This window comes from Marichromatium bheemlicum (assembly GCF_012276755.1).
GTDB classification, from domain to species: domain Bacteria; phylum Pseudomonadota; class Gammaproteobacteria; order Chromatiales; family Chromatiaceae; genus Marichromatium; species Marichromatium bheemlicum.
Map to the genome: position 1 here is coordinate 117,476 of NZ_JAAXKX010000001.1, position 16,378 is coordinate 133,853.

Consider the following 16,378-nt stretch of genomic DNA (forward strand, 5'->3'; position numbering starts at 1 on the left):
ATGAATCTCGCCTTCATCACCCATCCCTCCTGCATGGAGCACCGCATGGGTGAACATCACCCCGAGTGCCCCGAGCGGCTCAACGCGATCGGCGATCGCATGATCGCCTGCGGCATCGAGATGTTGCTGACCCACTACGACGCCCCCGCCGCCAGCCGTGAGCAACTGGAGATGGTGCACGACGGCGACTATGTCCAGCACATCATCGACAGCGCTCCGAGCGACGACTCGATCGCCTGGGTCGACGGCGGCGATACCGGCATGAACCGCCACACCCTGACCGCGGCGCTGCACTCGGCCGGTGCGGTGATCCTCGGCGTCGATCTGGTGATGAGCGACCGCCATCACGCCGCCTTCTGCTCGATACGCCCGCCGGGTCACCACGCCGGACGGCGCAGCGGCGGCGGTTTCTGCCTGTTCAACAACGTCGCCATCGGCGCGGCCCACGCCCTCGTCCATCACGGCCTCGAACGGGTGGCCATCATCGACTTCGACGTCCACCATGGCAATGGCACCGAGGAGATCTTCCGCGGCGACGAGCGGGTGCTGTTCTGCTCGAGCTTCCAGCACCCCTACTTTCCCGGTAGCGGTGCCGACACCACCACGCCCAACATCCTCAACCTGCCGCTGCCGCGACTGACCGATGGGGCGGCCTTCAAGGCGGCGATCGAGCAGGCCTGGCTGCCCAGGCTCGACGCCTTCGCGCCCGAGCTGATCATGATCTCGGCGGGATTCGACGGCCATATCGAGGACGACATGGCACACTTCAACCTGCGCGAGGCCGACTTCGGCTGGCTCACCCGCGAGCTGCACCAGCTCGCCGTGCGCCACGCCGGGGAACGGGTGGTGTCCTGCCTGGAGGGGGGGTATACGTTGTCGGCGCTCGGCCGTTGTGTCAGTACGCATCTCGACGAGCTGATCGGCCACGTCTGAAGCGGCGGGGTCGGGTCGCCGTGCTGCAACGCAGCATCAGGATAGACGGGCCCCGGTACGGTTGCAATCCTGCCGCGCGGGCATCTTGCCATCGTCACCGGGCGCCCGGATATCCACCCTCATAGGTACACCCCGGTCGGTCTCAGCGATTCGCACGGAGGGAAGGACGATGCCCGTAGCGCCACGGCTCGCCGCCATCGCTAGCCATTGCCCCAGGCCGCCGCGCCCCCCCTGGCGGCGCCGTTGACCCGGCCTGCACGCCGCGACGCGGATCGCGCTACCATCGGCGCCCTCGTCCGCAATCACGCACACCGCACCGAACCTAGCACCACACCATGTCCGATACCGCCATCGTCTGGTTCAGACGCGACCTGCGTCTCGACGACAACCCCGCGCTCAGCGCCGCCCTGCACAGTGGCGCGCGCATCCTCCCGGTCTACATCCACGCCCCCGCCGAAGAGGCCCCCTGGGCCCCTGGCGCGGCCAGCCGCTGGTGGTTGCACCACAGCCTCACCGCGCTCGATGCCGCGCTGCGCGCACGTGGCACCCGACTGTGGATCGGTCAGGGCGAGAGCCTCGCGCAGCTGCGCCGGCTGGCCAAGCACAGCGGCGCCCGGGCGATCTACTGGAACCGTCTCTACGACCCCGCCACCCGAACTCGCGACACCGAGATCAAGCAGCAGCTTCGCGCCGCCGGACTCGACTGCGCCAGCCACAACGGCGCGTTGCTGTTCGAACCCTGGGAGGCGGCGACCGGCAGCGGGGGGCCCTACAAGGTGTTCAGCGCCTTCTGGCGCCACTGCGCGCCCCGACTCACCGATCTCCCCGCCGCATGCACGACCCCGGCGCAGATCCCGGGGGCGGAGGTCGAGGGCGGTGACACCGTTGACGCGCTCGGGCTGCTGCCGCGCATCCGTTGGGACCAGGGGTTGGCCGAGGCCTGGACGCCCGGCGAGCAGGGCGCCCGGATGGCCGCCGAGCAGTTCCTCGCCGACCGTCTCAGCGACTACGGGGAGCTGCGCGATCACCCCGATCGTCCGGCCACCTCGCGACTCTCGCCACACCTCCACTTCGGCGAGATCGGACCCCGCCGGCTGCTCGCGCTGACCCGCGCCGCGCTCCCCACAAGCCCGGACACGGGCGAGGACGCCTTCGTGCGCGAACTCGGCTGGCGCGAGTTCGCGCATCACCTGCTCTATCACTTCCCGCACACCCCGGAGCACCCGCTCGACGCGCGTTTCGCCGACTATCCCTGGCGCGAGCCACCCCATGACGAGCTGCTCGAGCGCTGGCAACAGGGGCGTACCGGCATCCCGCTGGTCGATGCCGGGATGCGCGAGCTGTGGCACACCGGGTGGATGCACAATCGGGTACGCATGGTCGTCGCCTCCTTTCTCACCAAGAACCTGCGCCTGCCCTGGCAGCTCGGCGCACGCTGGTTCTGGGACACCCTGGTCGACGCCGACCTCGCCAGCAACACCCTCGGCTGGCAGTGGACCGCCGGTTGCGGCGCCGACGCCGCCCCCTACTTTCGGGTCTTCAACCCGGTGCGCCAGGGCGAGCGCTTCGACCCCAGCGGGACCTACGTGCGCCGCTGGTGTCCAGAGCTGGCGAGACTGCCCGACAAGGTGCTGCAGCAGCCGTGGACGGTGAGCAATGGCCTAGCGCGCGGCCATTACCCAGCCCCCATGGTCGACCTGGCTCAATCGCGGCGCGAGGCCCTTGCCGGCTGGGAGGAGATCAAGTCGTGACGCGATACCCAACCCGAATCACTCAGACCCTTTAGAATGATTCTGGCCCCGATGCTGCGCGCATCACAGACGGCAGTGCCCACTCGACCACCGGCACACAATCGGGCCAGTCCCGATTAGCCCTGGAGCCGCCCATGCCCGTCGCCCCGACCTGCCCGCATCGCATCCCACCCACCCCGGCGCTGGTGCTGCTGCGCACGCTCTTCGCCGCCAGCCATGAGGGGCTGATCGCGCTCGACCCCACCAGCGGTCGTATCCTGCTCGCCAACCTCACCGCCTGCCAGCTGCTACACGAGGACGAGCCGGGACTGCTCGGGCACCGACTCGACGCCCTGCCGTGCTGGCCGGCGCAGCGCCACCTGGCCGATGAGCTGATCGCCGCACGTGCCGGCGAACGCGTGCTTGAGGCCCCCGGACCGGATCCGCGCACCCCGCTCGAGGTGCGCTTGCGGCTGGTCACCGACCCACTCGACGAGCCCCTGGCTCTGCTGGTGCTGTCACACCGCGAGCGCCGCCGCATCGAGTCGGCGCTGCGCGAGAGCGAGGCGCGTTTTCGCGGCATCCTCGAGAAACTGCCGGCGATCGCGGTACAGGGCTACGACGAGCAGCGCCGCGTGACCTTCTGGAATCGCGCCAATGAGCGCGTCTACGGCTACACCCCAGAACAGGCGCTGGGCCGACGGATCGAGGAGCTGATCATCCCCGAGGAGTTTCGCGAACAGATGACCACCGAGGTCGACGCCTGGTTGCGAAGCGACCTCGACCCACCGGCCGGCGAGCTGCGACTGCGCCGGCGCGACGGTACCACCGTCGAGGTCTTCTCCAGCCACGTGATGCAGCGCTACAGCAGCGGGCGGCGCGAGATGTTCTGCGTCGACCTCGACCTCACCAAGATCCGCGCCGCCGAGCGCCGGCTGCGCCTCGCCGGCACCGTCTTCGACAGCACCGCCGAGGGCATCTACATCACCGACGCGACCGGGCACATCCTCGAGGTCAACCGCGCCTTCACCGCGATCACCGGCTACGACCACGACACCTTGCTCGGACGCCCGATCTCGGTGCTCAAGTCCGGGCGCCATCCCCCCGACCTGTTCCAGTCGATGCGGCGCGACCTCGCCGAGACCGGTTACTGGCGCGGCGAGGTATGGATCCGTTATCGCGACCGCAGCGTCCATCCGGCGCTGCTACGCGTCAACCGCGTCGATGACGCCCAGGGCGAGACGGTGCACTTCGTCGGGGTGTTCTCGGACCTCAGCCAGGTCCGTCACTCCCAGGCCCGGGTCGATTATCTCACCCATCACGACGCCCTCACCGAGCTGCCCAACCGGCTGCTGTTCCAGGCCCGGCTCGATCACGCGCTCGGGCGCCGCGCCGAGCGCCGCCATGGCCGGCTCGCGGTACTGTTCGTCGACATCGATCGCTTCAAGGGGATCAACGACGCCCTCGGGCATGCCGGAGGCGATGCCCTGTTGCGCGCCGTCGGGCGACGCCTCCAGGCCCAGCTGCGGCGCGACGACACCATCGCCCGCTTCAGCGGCGACGAGCTGATGGTGCTCACCGAACACCTCGACGACGAGGCCGCCGGCGCGCGGCTCGCCGAGCACCTGCTGCGTGCCCTCGCCCGTCCGTTCGAACTCTGCGGTGACGAGCTGTTGATCACCGTGAGCATCGGTGTCGCGCTCTACCCCCGCGACGGCGCCGACAGCACCCAACTACTGCGCAACGCCGAGGTCGCACTGCGTCAAGCCAAGCGCGCCGGAGGCAACGGCTATGCCTTCTTCACCGCTACCCTCACCCGCATCGCCCGCGAGCGCGCCCGGCTCGAACACGAGCTCAGGCGCGCCATCCGCGACGGCGAGCTACTGCTCCACTACCAGCCCCAGGTCTCGCTGAGCGATGGCGCCCTGGTCGGACTCGAGGCCCTGGTGCGCTGGCAGCACCCCCAACACGGCCTGCTCCCGCCCGGACGCTTCATCCCCATCGCCGAGTCCAGCGGGCTGACCCTGACGCTCGGCGAGTGGGCACTGCACGAGGCCTGTCGTCAGGCACGACACTGGCTCGACGCCGGGATCGCGATCGGGCGGATGCACGTCAACGTCGCCCACGCCCAGATCCAGCGGGGCGCGCTCTATGACACCACCCAGCGCATCCTCGCCGAGACCGGGCTCGAGGCTCATCATCTGGGGTTGGAGATCACCGAGGGCGTGGTGATGGAGCACGACACCGAGGTCATTGCCGAACTCGAGCGGCTGCGCGCCGAGGGGATCAGCCTCTCGGTCGACGACTTCGGCACCGGGCACTCGTCGCTGGCACGACTCAAGGAGCTACCGGTCGACCTGCTCAAGATCGACCGATCGTTCGTCAACGAACTCGACACCCAAGGACAGGATCGCGACATCATCCGCGCGATCATCGCCCTCGGCGAGGCGCTGGGACAGGAGATCCTCGCCGAGGGCATCGAGACCCGCGCGCAGGCGTTGCTGCTGCGCCAACTCGGCTGTCGACTGGGCCAGGGCTATCTGTTCGCCCGCCCGCTCGCCCCAGAGGCGCTGCCAGACTGGGTCGTGACCCGCAAGGGCCCCGCCTGAGCCTCAACCGGCAGCGTCGGCCCCGGCCTCGAGCAGGCGCTCGACCACCACCCCGGCGAGGGTCAGCCCGAACAGCGCCGGCAGATAGCTGATCGTGCCGTTGACCGCACGCGCGCGTCCCTGACCGACCGGCTCTGGCGGGGCCGGCGGACGTGGCTGCTCGTCCGACCAGACCACACACACCCCGCGTCCGACCCCACGGCGGCGCAGCTTGGTCCGCACCGCGCGCGCCAGGCCGCAGACCTTGGTGTCCATCAGGTCACCGACCTGGATCCGGGTGGGGTCGAGCCGGCCACCGGCGCCCATGCTGCTGACCACCGGCACCCCGAGGCGCAGCGCGCTCTCGATCAGCGCGAGCTTGCTACCGAGACTGTCGATGGCGTCGATGAGCTGATCCGGACGCTCGGCGAGAAAGGCATCGGCCCCTTCGGCGGGCAGGAAGGCGGCGTACGCGTGCACCCGGCAATCGGGGTTGATCGCGGCGACACGCTCGGCCATCACCTCGACCTTGGGGCGGCCTAGGGTGGTCTCGAGGGCGAGCAGCTGACGGTTGAGGTTGGAGGGATCGACCCGGTCGTGATCGACCAGGGTCAGGGTGCCAACGCCGGCTCGCGCCAACGCCTCGGCGGCGAAGGCGCCGACCCCGCCGAGCCCGGCGACGAAGACGTGTGCAGCGCGCAACCGTGCCACCCCGTCCTCTCCGATCAGGATTCGAGTGCGATCCCACAGCGGTCGATCCGAACTCATAGCGCCAGCACCGCGCGGGCGTTGGCGGTGGTGTGGGCGGCGAGCATCTGCGGCGACTCGTCGCGCACCTCGGCCAGGGCGGCGAGCACCTGATCGAGATAAGCGGGGCTGTTGCGCTCCCCCCGGTGGGCGGCAACGGTCATGTCCGGGGCATCGGTCTCGAGCACCAAGGCATCGACCGGCAGTGCCCGCGCTAAGCGACGCAGCCGGGTCGAGCGCGCGAAGGTCAGCATGCCGCCGAAGCCAAGCCGGAAGCCGCGATCGAGATACCGGGCCGCCTGCTGCAGGCTGCCACTGAAAGCATGCGCGATACCACCGACACCGCCGATCCGGGCGAGCGCCGCGAGCACCTCCTCGTGGGCCTTGCGGACATGCAGCAACACCGGCAGCCGGGCCTCACGCGCGAGCACCAGCTGCGCCTCGAACAGCGCGAGCTGATAGGCACGATCGGCATCGCCACGGTGGAAATCGAGCCCGATCTCGCCAATCGCCACCGGCCGCTCGGCGGCCAGCAACGACTGCAACGCCGCCAACGTCGCCTCGGCCTCGGCGAGCGGCGGTAGATAGAGCGGATGCAACCCCAAGGCGACCCGACAGGCCGGCCGCGCCGCGGTCGCGGTGGCGCGCTGTGCCAGCACCCGTGACCAACCGGCCTGCTCGATCGCCGGTACCACCAGGGTCTCGACCCCGATGGCATGGGCCGCAGCCAGCACCGCGGCGCGATCGGGATCGAACACCGGCAGGTCGAGGTGGCAGTGGGTATCGATCAGCTGCAACTCAGTCACCGACATGGGCGCGCGGATCACGGACATAGAGCGCGCGATTGGGACCACGGCCGATCTGACGCGCCTCGAGTTCGAAGAGCTGAATGGCATTGAGCAGCTCACTGAGCTTGCGATAGCCGTAGTTACGGGCGTCAAACCCGGGGCTGCGCTTGGCGATCGCCGAACCGACCGCCCCCAACCCGGCCCAGCCGGTGTCGTCGGCGGCGCTGTCGACGGCGTTGCGCAGCAGGGTCACCAAGCGGGTGTCGCACTTGAGCTCCTTGGTGCTCTTGCGCGCGCCGACATCCTCGTCGACGTCCTCGCGCAGCACCTCGGTGAAGACGAACTTGTCACAGGCGGCGACGAAGGGCTCGGGGGTCTTGCGCTCACCGAAGCCGTAGACGGTCATTCCCGACTCGCGCAACCGCGAGGCCAGCCGGGTGAAGTCACTGTCGCTGGAGACGATGCAAAAGCCGTCGAAGTTGCGCGAATAGAGCAGATCCATGGCGTCGATCATCATTGCGCCATCGGTCGCATTCTTGCCCTTGGTGTAGCTGAACTGCTGGATCGGCTGGATCGAATGACGCAACAGCGTCTCCTTCCAGGAACCGAGGTTGGGCAGCGTCCAGTCGCCATAGATGCGCTTGACGTGCGCGGTGCCGTACTTGGCGACCTCGGCGAGCAGTCCCTCGACGATGCTCGCCTGGGCGTTGTCGGCATCGATCAATACCGCGAGCTTGAGGTTGGCGAGTTCTGACATCAGCGATCCTGTCGGTGACTGGGGTGGGAGCGGCTCACCACATCAGGTCGTCGGGCACCTGGAACTCGGCGTAGGGGTCGTCCTCGGCGGGCTTCTCCTCGGGCCGGTTGAGTACTACGACCAGACGTGCGTCGCGCTCGAGCAGGCGCTCGGCGACCTCGGTCGGCACCAGCTCATAGAAATCGTCCTGGCGCACGACCGCAAGCCTACCGGCGACCAACTTGGCCTGCTGCGCCTTGTTGACATAGATCCGCTTGAGCTTGTTGCCGTCGGTGAAGTTGTAGGCAATGTCGCCGCGTTCGCGCACCACCCGGTTGCTGTGGATGAGCTGGCGGATCTCGTTCTCGGCGGCGCGACGCGCGGCCTCCTCCTGGCGCTGCCGATTAAGCGCGCGATCGCGCTCGAGCTTCTCGCGCCGCGCCCGCTCGACGGCCTGGCGCGCGGCATCGTCACCGGCACCGCCCTTGGGGTGCTGCTTGACCTTCTTGCGCTTGGCCGAGCGCGCCTGTTTGACTTTCTGTTCGTTGACCAAGCCCGCCTTGAGCAGTTGGTCCTGGAGCGAGTTGCCCACGTTGCGGATCTCCGGAAAAGCTGTCCGCGCCTGCCGCGACGCGGTCGTCGTGTACGTAATGAGGCCAGACGGCGACCAGGGTCGACCACCGCTCGCCAGCACGGCCCCGACTCGCCACCACCCTCGGCGAGACGAGCGGTTGAGGCCGCAATAGCGGTGAAGTTCCCTATATTGTCGCTTTCCGTGGCGATTTTCGCCAGCGTCACCGCACGGCGCCTGTGACGCGATCCGGCGCCCTGGCTTAGAATCGCCCCGGGTCCAGAGGGCCCGAACCGCCCGGCACGGACCGCCATCCGCGTCGGGCTCACCCGATACCCGTAGACCATCCCGGAGTCCGCTCATGAGTCGTCCGCTTCAGTCCACCGCCCTGTTGCTCGCCCTCGCCCTGCCCCTGCCCGCGCTCGCCGGCGCGAGCGTCGGCTACGTCGACATGCAGAAGGTGCTCGAGGAGAGCCGTATCGGTCAGCAGGTACAGCAGCAGCTGCGCGAGGACTTCGAGCCGCGCGGTCGCACCCTGGCCGAGGAGGAACAGACCCTGATGCAGATGCAGCAGTCGCTCGAGCGCGACGCACCGCTGATGAGCGAGGCGCAGGTCGAGAAGCAGCGCACCGAGCTCAAGGCGCGCATCGCCACCTACCAGAAAGAGGCCGCACAACTGCAGCGCGAGCTGATGAAGGCGCAGCAGGAGAAGGGCCGCGAAGTCGTGGTGCCGGCACGCGAGGCGGTCAACGCCATCGCCAAGAAGCGCGGCCTCGACATGGTCGTCGAGCGCGGCCAGAACGGCCTGCTCTACATCGACGATGGGCTCGACCTCACCGAGGCGGTGATCGAGCGTCTCGACGACTGACCACGGTCGGCGGCCGCGCCCGCTAGCGGCGCGGCCGCCCTCCGCCGTGACTCGGCCCCGCCACCGCCCCGCTCAGCCATCAGGAGGACGTCCCCTGCTCGGCGAGGCCCACGACCTGCTCCACGAGTTCCCCGACCCGCACACCCGCATCGCGACCCAGCGCGCGCAGCCCACGAGTTCGCGCGCCTGATGGACGGATACGACGGACTCGACACCCGTATCGGCCAGCTCGAGGCGCTTGGCACCCCGGTCGCCGACAAGGACCCTGGAGGCGATGAAGAAACGCCGGCAGCAACTCGAAGGACCAGCTCTACGCCAGACGGCGCGACCGACCGCTCCGGGGCTGGACACCCGGGCGCGGGACTGCGAGCATCCGCGCCCATCGACCCTTCATCCTGGCCACACATCCGTGCAATACCAGATCCAGCCCGTCACCTCCTTCCAGCAGAACTGCACCCTGATGTGGTGCGAGCAGACCCAGCGCGCGGCGATCATCGATCCCGGCGGCGAGGCGGCGGTCATCGTCGCCTTGATCGACCAGCTCGCGCTCACCCCGGCCTACATCCTGCTCACCCATGGCCACCTCGATCATGTCGGCGCCAGCGCGCCGCTCGCCGAGCACTTCGGCATCCCCATCATCGGTCCGCACCGCGACGATGGCTACCTCATCGAGACCCTGGATCACCAGTGCGAGCTGTTCGGCTTCGCGCCGGTCACGCCCTTCACCCCGCAGCGTTGGCTCGAGCACGGCGAGACCCTCACCCTCGGCGAACAGACCCTGGAGGTGATCCACACCCCGGGCCACACCCCGGGCCATGTCGCCTACTTCAGCCGCGCCGCCGGGCTCATCCAACTCGGCGACGTACTCTTTCGCGGCGCGGTCGGGCGCACCGACTTCCCCCGCGGGGATCACGCACAGCTGATCGCCTCGATCCGTGAGCGGTTGTTCCCACTCGGTGACGACATCGCCTTCATCCCCGGCCACGGACCGCTATCGACCCTGGGCCGAGAACGCCGCACCAACCCCTTCGTTCGCGACCTGGCCTGAGCAGCACAACGCCCCCCCGCTCCCGGGCTCGGTTACACTAGGGCGGCGTCGGCCACACGCGGCGAGGCCAAGCAGCACCGCCCGCCAGCACGGCCGAGCACCCGGTCCCGGGGTCGCGCACCGTCGCTGAGACGGCTGGCGACGGGCGCGGGCGGCGAGTATGCCACCGTCCTCCGTGCCCCCCGGAAGAACCGATCGACTCGGAGCCGAACGAACCCTGACGCCGGCTCCGCCATTGACACTATCAGCCACGGTCGCGGCGACGTCGCGCGCCGCGCTGGCCCGAGCGCACAAACCTGGGTGGACCGAGATGTTATTCAAACGCTTTCTCAAGCGGCGCAAGACCGATGCAACCGCACCCTCGAAGACGTCGTCGCCATCCGCCGCACGGCAACCGACCACGCCACCGCCGCCGCTCCAACCCCGCGATCTCGATCAGCTCGCCTCGGCGCTCACCAGCGCCACCGCGACCGACACGCGCGATGCCGCCGCCCGTCGCTACGGCGCGCAGCTCGCCCGCCTCGAGTCGGAGACGGCGCGCCAGCAGCGCCTCGCGGCGATCACCGAGCCGGCGGCACTCGCCAGCCTCGCCCGGCACTGCCCCGATGCTGCCCTGCGGCTGACCCTCATCGCCCGACTCGACTCGGCCCCGGCACTTGCCGAGTGCGCCCTCGAGGACCCGGTGGCGGCCAACCGCCGCGCGGCGATCGAACGCCTGGAGACACGCGAGGCGCTCGAGCAGGTGGTACGCGAGATCGGCAAGCGCGACAAGATCGTCCACCGTCGCGCCCGCGAGAAGCTGCGCCTGATCGCCGAGCGCGAGGCCGAGCCACGCCGCATCCACGATCAAGCCGTCAACCTCTGCGAACGCGCCGAACGCCTCGGCCGACTCGGCAACTGGACCCAGGACCGCGCGCTGCTCGACCATCTCGACCAGCAGTGGGCCGAGATCGGGACGCGCGCCGAAGCCGAGCTGCGCGAGCGCTACCAGCAGGCCCGCACGCGCTTCATCGCAGCCTTCGAGACGGCCACCGCGGCTGCAGCCCAAGCGCAGGCCGAGCAACAGGAGCACGCCGCGCGCACCGCCGCCTACCAGTCGCTGCTCACCCGACTCGAGACCCTCGTCGGCGCCGGTCACGAGGACGCCGCCGAGGTAGCGCGCATCGACCGCGAGTGGGAGGCGCTCGAGACGCTGCCCGAGACCGAGCAGGCCACGTTCGATGCACGCCGGCAGGAACTCCGCGCCCGGCTCGCCGATCACGATGACCAAGCGCAGGCGCAAGCGCGCACCCGGGCACGCGACCAGCTCGCCGAGCACCAGGCACGGATCGCCGAGCTGGTCGACAGCCCCAAGCCACTGGTCTGTCACCGCGCCGAGCGCCTGCTCGAACGCGCCCATGACTGTTGCGCGACCCTTGACGGCGACCCGGCAACGATCGCGTGCAAACAGCTTGCCGACAGGCTCGCCACCCGCCTCCGCACCCAACGGCGCAACGCCGAGCAACGTCGCGACCGGCTCGGCGACAAGCTCGCCGAACTCGAACAGCGCCTCGAGGCCGGCGAGCTACGCAAGGCCGACGCCCTCTTCCAGAGCCTGCAGGCCGGGCTCGAGCTGGTCGAGGCCAGCGGTTGCGCCAACGCCGACAGCGTCCGCACTGCCGAGCGACTGCGACAACTCGCCCCCCAGCTGCGCGAGCTACAGCAGTGGCGGCGCTGGAGCGCCGATCAGCAGCGCGAGGCACTGTGCACCGAGATCGCCGCACTCGAGGCCGAGGCCCCACCACTCGAGCAGGCCGCAGCGCAGCTGCAGTCGCTCCAGCAGCGCTGGAAGGAGGTCGATCGCTCCGGGGCGCGCGCCGACGAGACGCTGCGCAACCGCTTCCAGGAGACGGCGGCGCGGATCCGCGAGCGCTGCCGCCCCCATCTCGAGGCCGAGGCGGCCGAGCGTGCCCGCAACCGCACCGCCTGTGAGCAACTCTGCGCCCAGCTCGAGCGCATCATCGACGACACCGATTGGACGCAGGCGGACTGGAAACGGCTGGTCCAGACCCGCGCCGAGACCCGCCGCGCCTGGGCCGCGATCGGCCCGGTCGAGCCGCGACATCGTCATGCCCTGGAGCGACGCTTCCATCGCACGCTCAAGCGCCTGGAACGCCCGCTCGAGGCCGAACGCAAGCGCAACCTCGCCTTCAAGCGTTCGCTGATCGCCGAGGTCGAGGCGCTGGTCGGTCACGAGCCGCTCGAGGAGGCGCTCGAACGCACCAAGGCACTGCAGCGCGAGTGGCACACCACGGTCGCAGCGCGCCAGAAGGAAGAGAATCGCATCTGGCGCGAGTTCCGCGCCGCCTGCGACGCCGTCTTCGCGCGCCGTGCGGCACTGCAGAAGGCCCAGTTCGCGGAACTGGAGGACAATCTCGGCCGCCGCGAGGCGCTCTGCGCTGCGGCCGAGCAGGCCGCCGAAGGCACGGGCACCACGGCACAGCTCGGTGCCCGACTGCACGCGCTCGAGGCCCAGTGGCACGAGCTACAATCGCTGCCAGTACCACGCCAGGCGGCAGGCGCGCTCAACAATCGCTGGAAGGCCGCGCGCCAGGCACTGGTACAGGCCCGCCAGCACGCGCGCGATCAGGAACGGGGACAGGCGATCGCACAACTCGAACGCCAGGAGGCGCTTTGCGCCCGGGTGGAACGGGCCGCGCTCGATACCACGGAGAACCCGCTCGACCGCCTCGCCATCGAGGCGGAGTGGGCCGCCCTCGGCGAGCTACGCGAGCAGGGGCTGCAAGAGGCGATGAACGCGCGGCTGGGCCGGGCCTGCGCGGCGCTCGATGACGGCGCGGCGGCTGCGGCGCTCGCCGCCGCGTTGGAGCGCAACGGCGAGCGCCGCCAGCAGCTCTGCCTCCAGCTCGAGATCCTCACCGGCATCGACTCGCCACCGGAGTTCAGCCAACAGCGCCTGGAGTATCAGGTAGCGCGGCTGGCCGAGCGCATGGGCGATGGCGAGAGCGACCCGCTCGGTGGCACCAGCGAGCTGTTACGCGACTGGTACCTGAGCGCACCGGCACCGATCGATGCCGCGCTCGCAGCGCGCTTCGCGCGGGTCGTTGCAGCACTGACCCCGGCACCCGCGCCCCACACTGAGACCCCGGCCTGAGCCTGGCGCGGACGCGGGCGCGGGCGCGGGGCGCACGCTCCGCGCTCGCTCAATTGCGACCGAGCTTGACGCAGAGCACGTCGCAGTCGGGGTTGCGCAACACCTGCCGGGCGGTGGCGCCGAACAGCCCGAGCAGGCCGTGACGACCATGACTACCGATCACCACCAGGTCGACCTCGAGTTCGGCGGCGACCTCGTCGATCACCTGGCCGGTAGCGCCGACGCGCACCAGACGATCGGCGGCGGGCACCTCAAGGCGCTCGCCGAGTGCGGTCATCTCCTGTTCGGCCACCCGCAACAGCTCGGCCTCGAGCCCGGCCTCGCCACCGATCAAGGGATCACCGGAATAGCCCACCGGCATGTAGTCCATCGATGGCGGCACGTATTCGACCACATGCAGCAACGTCAGCCGTGCCTCGAACAGCGTGCGCAGCCGCAGCGCACGCGCCACCACCGGCTCGCTCTCGGGCTCGAAATCGGTGGCGAGCAGCAAGTGCCCATAATCCTCTGTGTCCATCACACACCTCGCTGGACTTGACCAGGGCGGACCTTGCGGCGACACCCACGGCATCGCTAGACTGCCCACCCGCCCCTGCACCCCAGGGACAGGTCGATTATCGACCATCATCATCGCGATCGGCAGTCGTCCAGATCATGGACACCGCGACCGCCTGGTCGCCACGGCCCAGTCCGACACGCCGCATCATGCTCGAGATCACCCCGCAGATCCGTATCGCCGAGTCCGAACTCCAGGAACGCTTCATCCGCGCCCCCGGTCCCGGCGGCCAGAACGTCAACAAGGTCGAGACCGCCGTCCAGCTCAGCTTCGACATCGCCTCCAGCCCGTCGCTGCCCGAGGCGGTGCGCGCCCGGCTGCTGCTGCGCAACGACCGGCGCATCGACCAGGCCGGGGTGGTGCGCATCGAGGCACACCGTCATCGCACCCGCGAACGCAACCGCGCCGACGCCCGCGAGCGCCTCGTGGCGCTGATCCGCGAGGCCACCGCCCGGCCCCGTCCGCGCATCGCCACCCGCCCCACCAAGGGCTCGCAGCGCCGCCGACTCGAGGCCAAGCGCAAACGCGGGCGCGACAAGCAGCTACGGCGCGTGCGCCCCGGCGAGGACTGAACTCAGTCGCCGAACTCGGCGACGATGCCGCTGCCGTCGGCCATGATCACCAACACCACACGTCCCAGTGTGGGATGACGCAACGCCAACACCTCGACCCCGGCGCGGGTACGTAGCTCGACCAGCTCGCACTCCTCACGCAGATCCGCAACCAACGCAGGTTCGGCCTCGAACAGACGCATCACACACCCTCCTTCGGCTGACCGGCCAGCGCGGCCGGCGGTGAGCGGGCCGGCGATGCCGCCACGACATCGCCGGGGATGATGGGTCAGAGCATGTCCAGATCCTCGGCGATCGCGGCCAGCCCGGCACGGGCACAGGCCGCATCGATCTCGCCACCGGGCGCACCGCTCACCCCGACGGCACCGACCAGGGTCGAGCCGGCGGCATGGATCGGCACGCCCCCCGCAGCCATGAGCAGACCATCGACCCGCCCGATGGCGGTATCGGCCAAGGCGGTGAGATCAGCGGTAGGGGCATTGAAGTTGGCGGCGGTCGCCGCCTTCATCCGACTGATGGGGACGGTGATGGGCGCGGCGATGGTGTCGCGCAAGGTCACCAGCACCACACCATCGCGATCGACCACGGTGGCCGCGACCTGGATGCCGCGCGCGCGGCACTCGGCCACCGCCCCCTCGGCCACCGCACTGGCGGCCGCCAGCGACAACCGCTGCACCGGCACCACCAGGGGATCCTCGGCCCTGAGCGGACCGGCCAGTGTCAGCATCACCGCGATCGCGGCCGGGATGATCGGCTTGCGCATCTCTCGCTCCTCCTTTTGTCTCGATGTGCGCCGCCGCCCTGCGGCGACGGCCGGTCAGCGTGCGCGGTAGTGACGCTCGATGTACTCGTCCACCATGCGCTTGAACTGCTCGGCGATACCGTCGCCCTTGAGGGTGGCGACCTTCTCGCCGTCGACGAACACCGGCGCGGCCGGGCGCTCGCCGTTACCCGGCAGGCTGATGCCGATGTTGGCATGCTTGCTCTCGCCCGGACCGTTGACCACGCAGCCCATCACCGCCACCTGCATCTGCTCGACCCCGGGGTAGGTGCCGCGCCACTCGGGCATGCGCTCGCGCAGATAGGCCTGGATGTCCTGCGCCAGGTGCTGGAAGGTGTCGCTGGTGGTGCGACCGCAGCCGGGACAGGCGGTGACCATCGGGGTGAAGGAGCGCAACCCCATGCTCTGCAGGATCTCCTGCGCGACCTCGACCTCGCGGGTGCGGGCCTCGCCTGGGGCCGGGGTGAGGGAGACGCGGATGGTGTCGCCGATGCCCTCCTGGAGCAGCACCGCGAGCGCCGCGGTCGAGGCGACGATGCCCTTCGAGCCCATCCCCGCCTCGGTCAGACCAAGGTGCAGGGCGTAGTCACAACGCGCGCCGAGCATGCGATAGACGGCGATCAGGTCCTGCACCCCGCTCATCTTGCACGAGAGGATGATGTGGTCCTTGGGCAGCCCCAGCGCGACGGCGCGATCGGCACTGGAGACGGCCGACTCGACCATCGCCTCGTACATCAGCTGCTGCGGTTCCTGGGGCGTGGCGGCGCGGTTGTTCTCGTCCATCATCCGCGCCAGCAGCTCCTGGTCGAGGCTGCCCCAGTTGACACCGATGCGCACCGGCCGGTCATAGCGGCAGGCCGTCTCGATCATGCTCGCGTACTGCGCATCCTTCTTCTCGCCGCGCCCGACGTTGCCGGGATTGATGCGGTACTTGGCCAGTGCCTCGGCACAGGCCGGGTGGTCGTTGAGCAGACGATGGCCATTGAAATGGAAGTCACCCACCAGCGGCACCGCACAGCCCTGGGCGTCGAGCGCCTCGCGGATGCGTGGCACCGCGCGCGCCGCCTCCTCGTTGTTGACGGTGAGGCGCACCAGCTCCGAGCCCGCCCGTGCCAGCGCCAGGGTCTGACGCACGGTGGCCTCGACGTCGACGGTGTCCGTATTGGTCATGGACTGGATCACGATCGGGGCGTCGCCGCCGACGCTGAGATGGCCGATGCGCACGGGGACGCAGGCGCGTCGCTGGATGGGGGATCGATCTGGGCTCATGTGCTGTTGGTTCCGCGGAATGGATGTTGGGGGATGA

The 16,378-nt window shown here is 69.6% G+C and carries 15 protein-coding genes; 7 read left to right on the top strand and 8 right to left on the bottom strand.

Annotated elements, in window-relative coordinates; genetic code table 11:
• From HF203_RS00510 to HF203_RS00520, 3 genes are all read left to right on the top strand, one after another.
• Window positions 1-933, top strand: coding sequence for a histone deacetylase family protein (locus tag HF203_RS00510; protein ID WP_168665513.1), 933 nt, complete (start codon window positions 1-3; stop codon window positions 931-933).
• Between the two features lie 335 nt (window positions 934-1,268).
• Window positions 1,269-2,684 (top strand): cryptochrome/photolyase family protein, encoded by a 1,416-nt coding sequence (locus HF203_RS00515; RefSeq protein ID WP_168665514.1) that lies wholly within the window; start codon window positions 1,269-1,271, stop codon window positions 2,682-2,684.
• Between the two features lie 134 nt (window positions 2,685-2,818).
• Window positions 2,819-5,272: a sensor domain-containing protein gene (locus HF203_RS00520; protein WP_168665516.1), complete on the top strand. Its 2,454-nt coding sequence runs from the start codon at window positions 2,819-2,821 to the stop codon at window positions 5,270-5,272.
• A gap of 3 nt (window positions 5,273-5,275) precedes the next feature.
• Here the strand turns inward: HF203_RS00520 and HF203_RS00525 are convergent, their stop codons facing one another.
• From HF203_RS00525 to HF203_RS00540, 4 genes are read right to left on the bottom strand one after another with little or no spacing between them, the layout of a single operon-like run.
• Window positions 5,276-6,019, bottom strand: coding sequence for a tRNA threonylcarbamoyladenosine dehydratase (locus HF203_RS00525; RefSeq protein WP_168665518.1), 744 nt, complete (start codon window positions 6,017-6,019; stop codon window positions 5,276-5,278).
• The gene (locus HF203_RS00530; RefSeq protein ID WP_168665520.1) at window positions 6,016-6,810 is read right to left on the bottom strand and encodes a TatD family hydrolase; all 795 of its coding nucleotides are present in this window, start codon (window positions 6,808-6,810) and stop codon (window positions 6,016-6,018) included. Before HF203_RS00530 ends, HF203_RS00525 begins: the two co-directional genes overlap by 4 nt.
• Window positions 6,797-7,543: an NYN domain-containing protein gene (locus HF203_RS00535; RefSeq protein WP_168665522.1), complete on the bottom strand. Its 747-nt coding sequence runs from the start codon at window positions 7,541-7,543 to the stop codon at window positions 6,797-6,799. Before HF203_RS00535 ends, HF203_RS00530 begins: the two co-directional genes overlap by 14 nt.
• Before the next feature lie 34 nt (window positions 7,544-7,577).
• Complete coding sequence (locus HF203_RS00540) at window positions 7,578-8,114, bottom strand: DUF2058 family protein (protein WP_168665524.1); 537 nt, start codon at window positions 8,112-8,114, stop codon at window positions 7,578-7,580.
• A gap of 340 nt (window positions 8,115-8,454) precedes the next feature.
• Between HF203_RS00540 and HF203_RS00545 the strand changes: the two genes are divergently transcribed.
• From HF203_RS00545 to HF203_RS00555, 3 genes are all read left to right on the top strand, one after another.
• Window positions 8,455-8,961: an OmpH/Skp family outer membrane protein gene (locus HF203_RS00545; RefSeq protein WP_168665526.1), complete on the top strand. Its 507-nt coding sequence runs from the start codon at window positions 8,455-8,457 to the stop codon at window positions 8,959-8,961.
• A gap of 409 nt (window positions 8,962-9,370) precedes the next feature.
• Window positions 9,371-10,009 (top strand): MBL fold metallo-hydrolase, encoded by a 639-nt coding sequence (locus tag HF203_RS00550; protein WP_168665528.1) that lies wholly within the window; start codon window positions 9,371-9,373, stop codon window positions 10,007-10,009.
• 310 nt (window positions 10,010-10,319) lie between these two features.
• Window positions 10,320-13,163 carry a DUF349 domain-containing protein gene (locus HF203_RS00555; protein ID WP_168665530.1) on the top strand — a complete coding sequence of 948 codons (2,844 nt, stop codon included), beginning with the start codon at window positions 10,320-10,322 and terminating at the stop codon, window positions 13,161-13,163.
• Between the two features lie 49 nt (window positions 13,164-13,212).
• Here HF203_RS00555 and HF203_RS00560 read toward each other — a convergent pair whose 3' ends face one another.
• Window positions 13,213-13,680 carry a universal stress protein gene (locus HF203_RS00560; RefSeq protein ID WP_168665532.1) on the bottom strand — a complete coding sequence of 156 codons (468 nt, stop codon included), beginning with the start codon at window positions 13,678-13,680 and terminating at the stop codon, window positions 13,213-13,215.
• Between the two features lie 188 nt (window positions 13,681-13,868).
• Here HF203_RS00560 and arfB point away from each other — a divergent pair, with 188 nt between their 5' ends.
• On the top strand, window positions 13,869-14,291 hold the full coding sequence (arfB, locus tag HF203_RS00565; RefSeq protein ID WP_168665892.1) for an alternative ribosome rescue aminoacyl-tRNA hydrolase ArfB: 423 nt from the start codon (window positions 13,869-13,871) through the stop codon (window positions 14,289-14,291).
• 2 nt (window positions 14,292-14,293) lie between these two features.
• Here the strand turns inward: arfB and HF203_RS00570 are convergent, their stop codons facing one another.
• The 3 genes from HF203_RS00570 to ispG form a co-directional block, all read right to left on the bottom strand.
• Complete coding sequence (locus HF203_RS00570) at window positions 14,294-14,473, bottom strand: hypothetical protein (RefSeq protein ID WP_168665534.1); 180 nt, start codon at window positions 14,471-14,473, stop codon at window positions 14,294-14,296.
• An 86-nt stretch (window positions 14,474-14,559) separates the two neighbouring features.
• Entirely contained in the window at window positions 14,560-15,054 is a 495-nt protein-coding gene (locus tag HF203_RS00575) for a GlcG/HbpS family heme-binding protein (protein WP_168665536.1), read from the bottom strand.
• Between the two features lie 54 nt (window positions 15,055-15,108).
• Window positions 15,109-16,341, bottom strand: a complete 1,233-nt coding sequence (ispG, locus tag HF203_RS00580) for a flavodoxin-dependent (E)-4-hydroxy-3-methylbut-2-enyl-diphosphate synthase (protein WP_168665538.1) — start codon at window positions 16,339-16,341, stop codon at window positions 15,109-15,111.
• Window positions 16,342-16,378 lie beyond the last annotated feature (37 nt).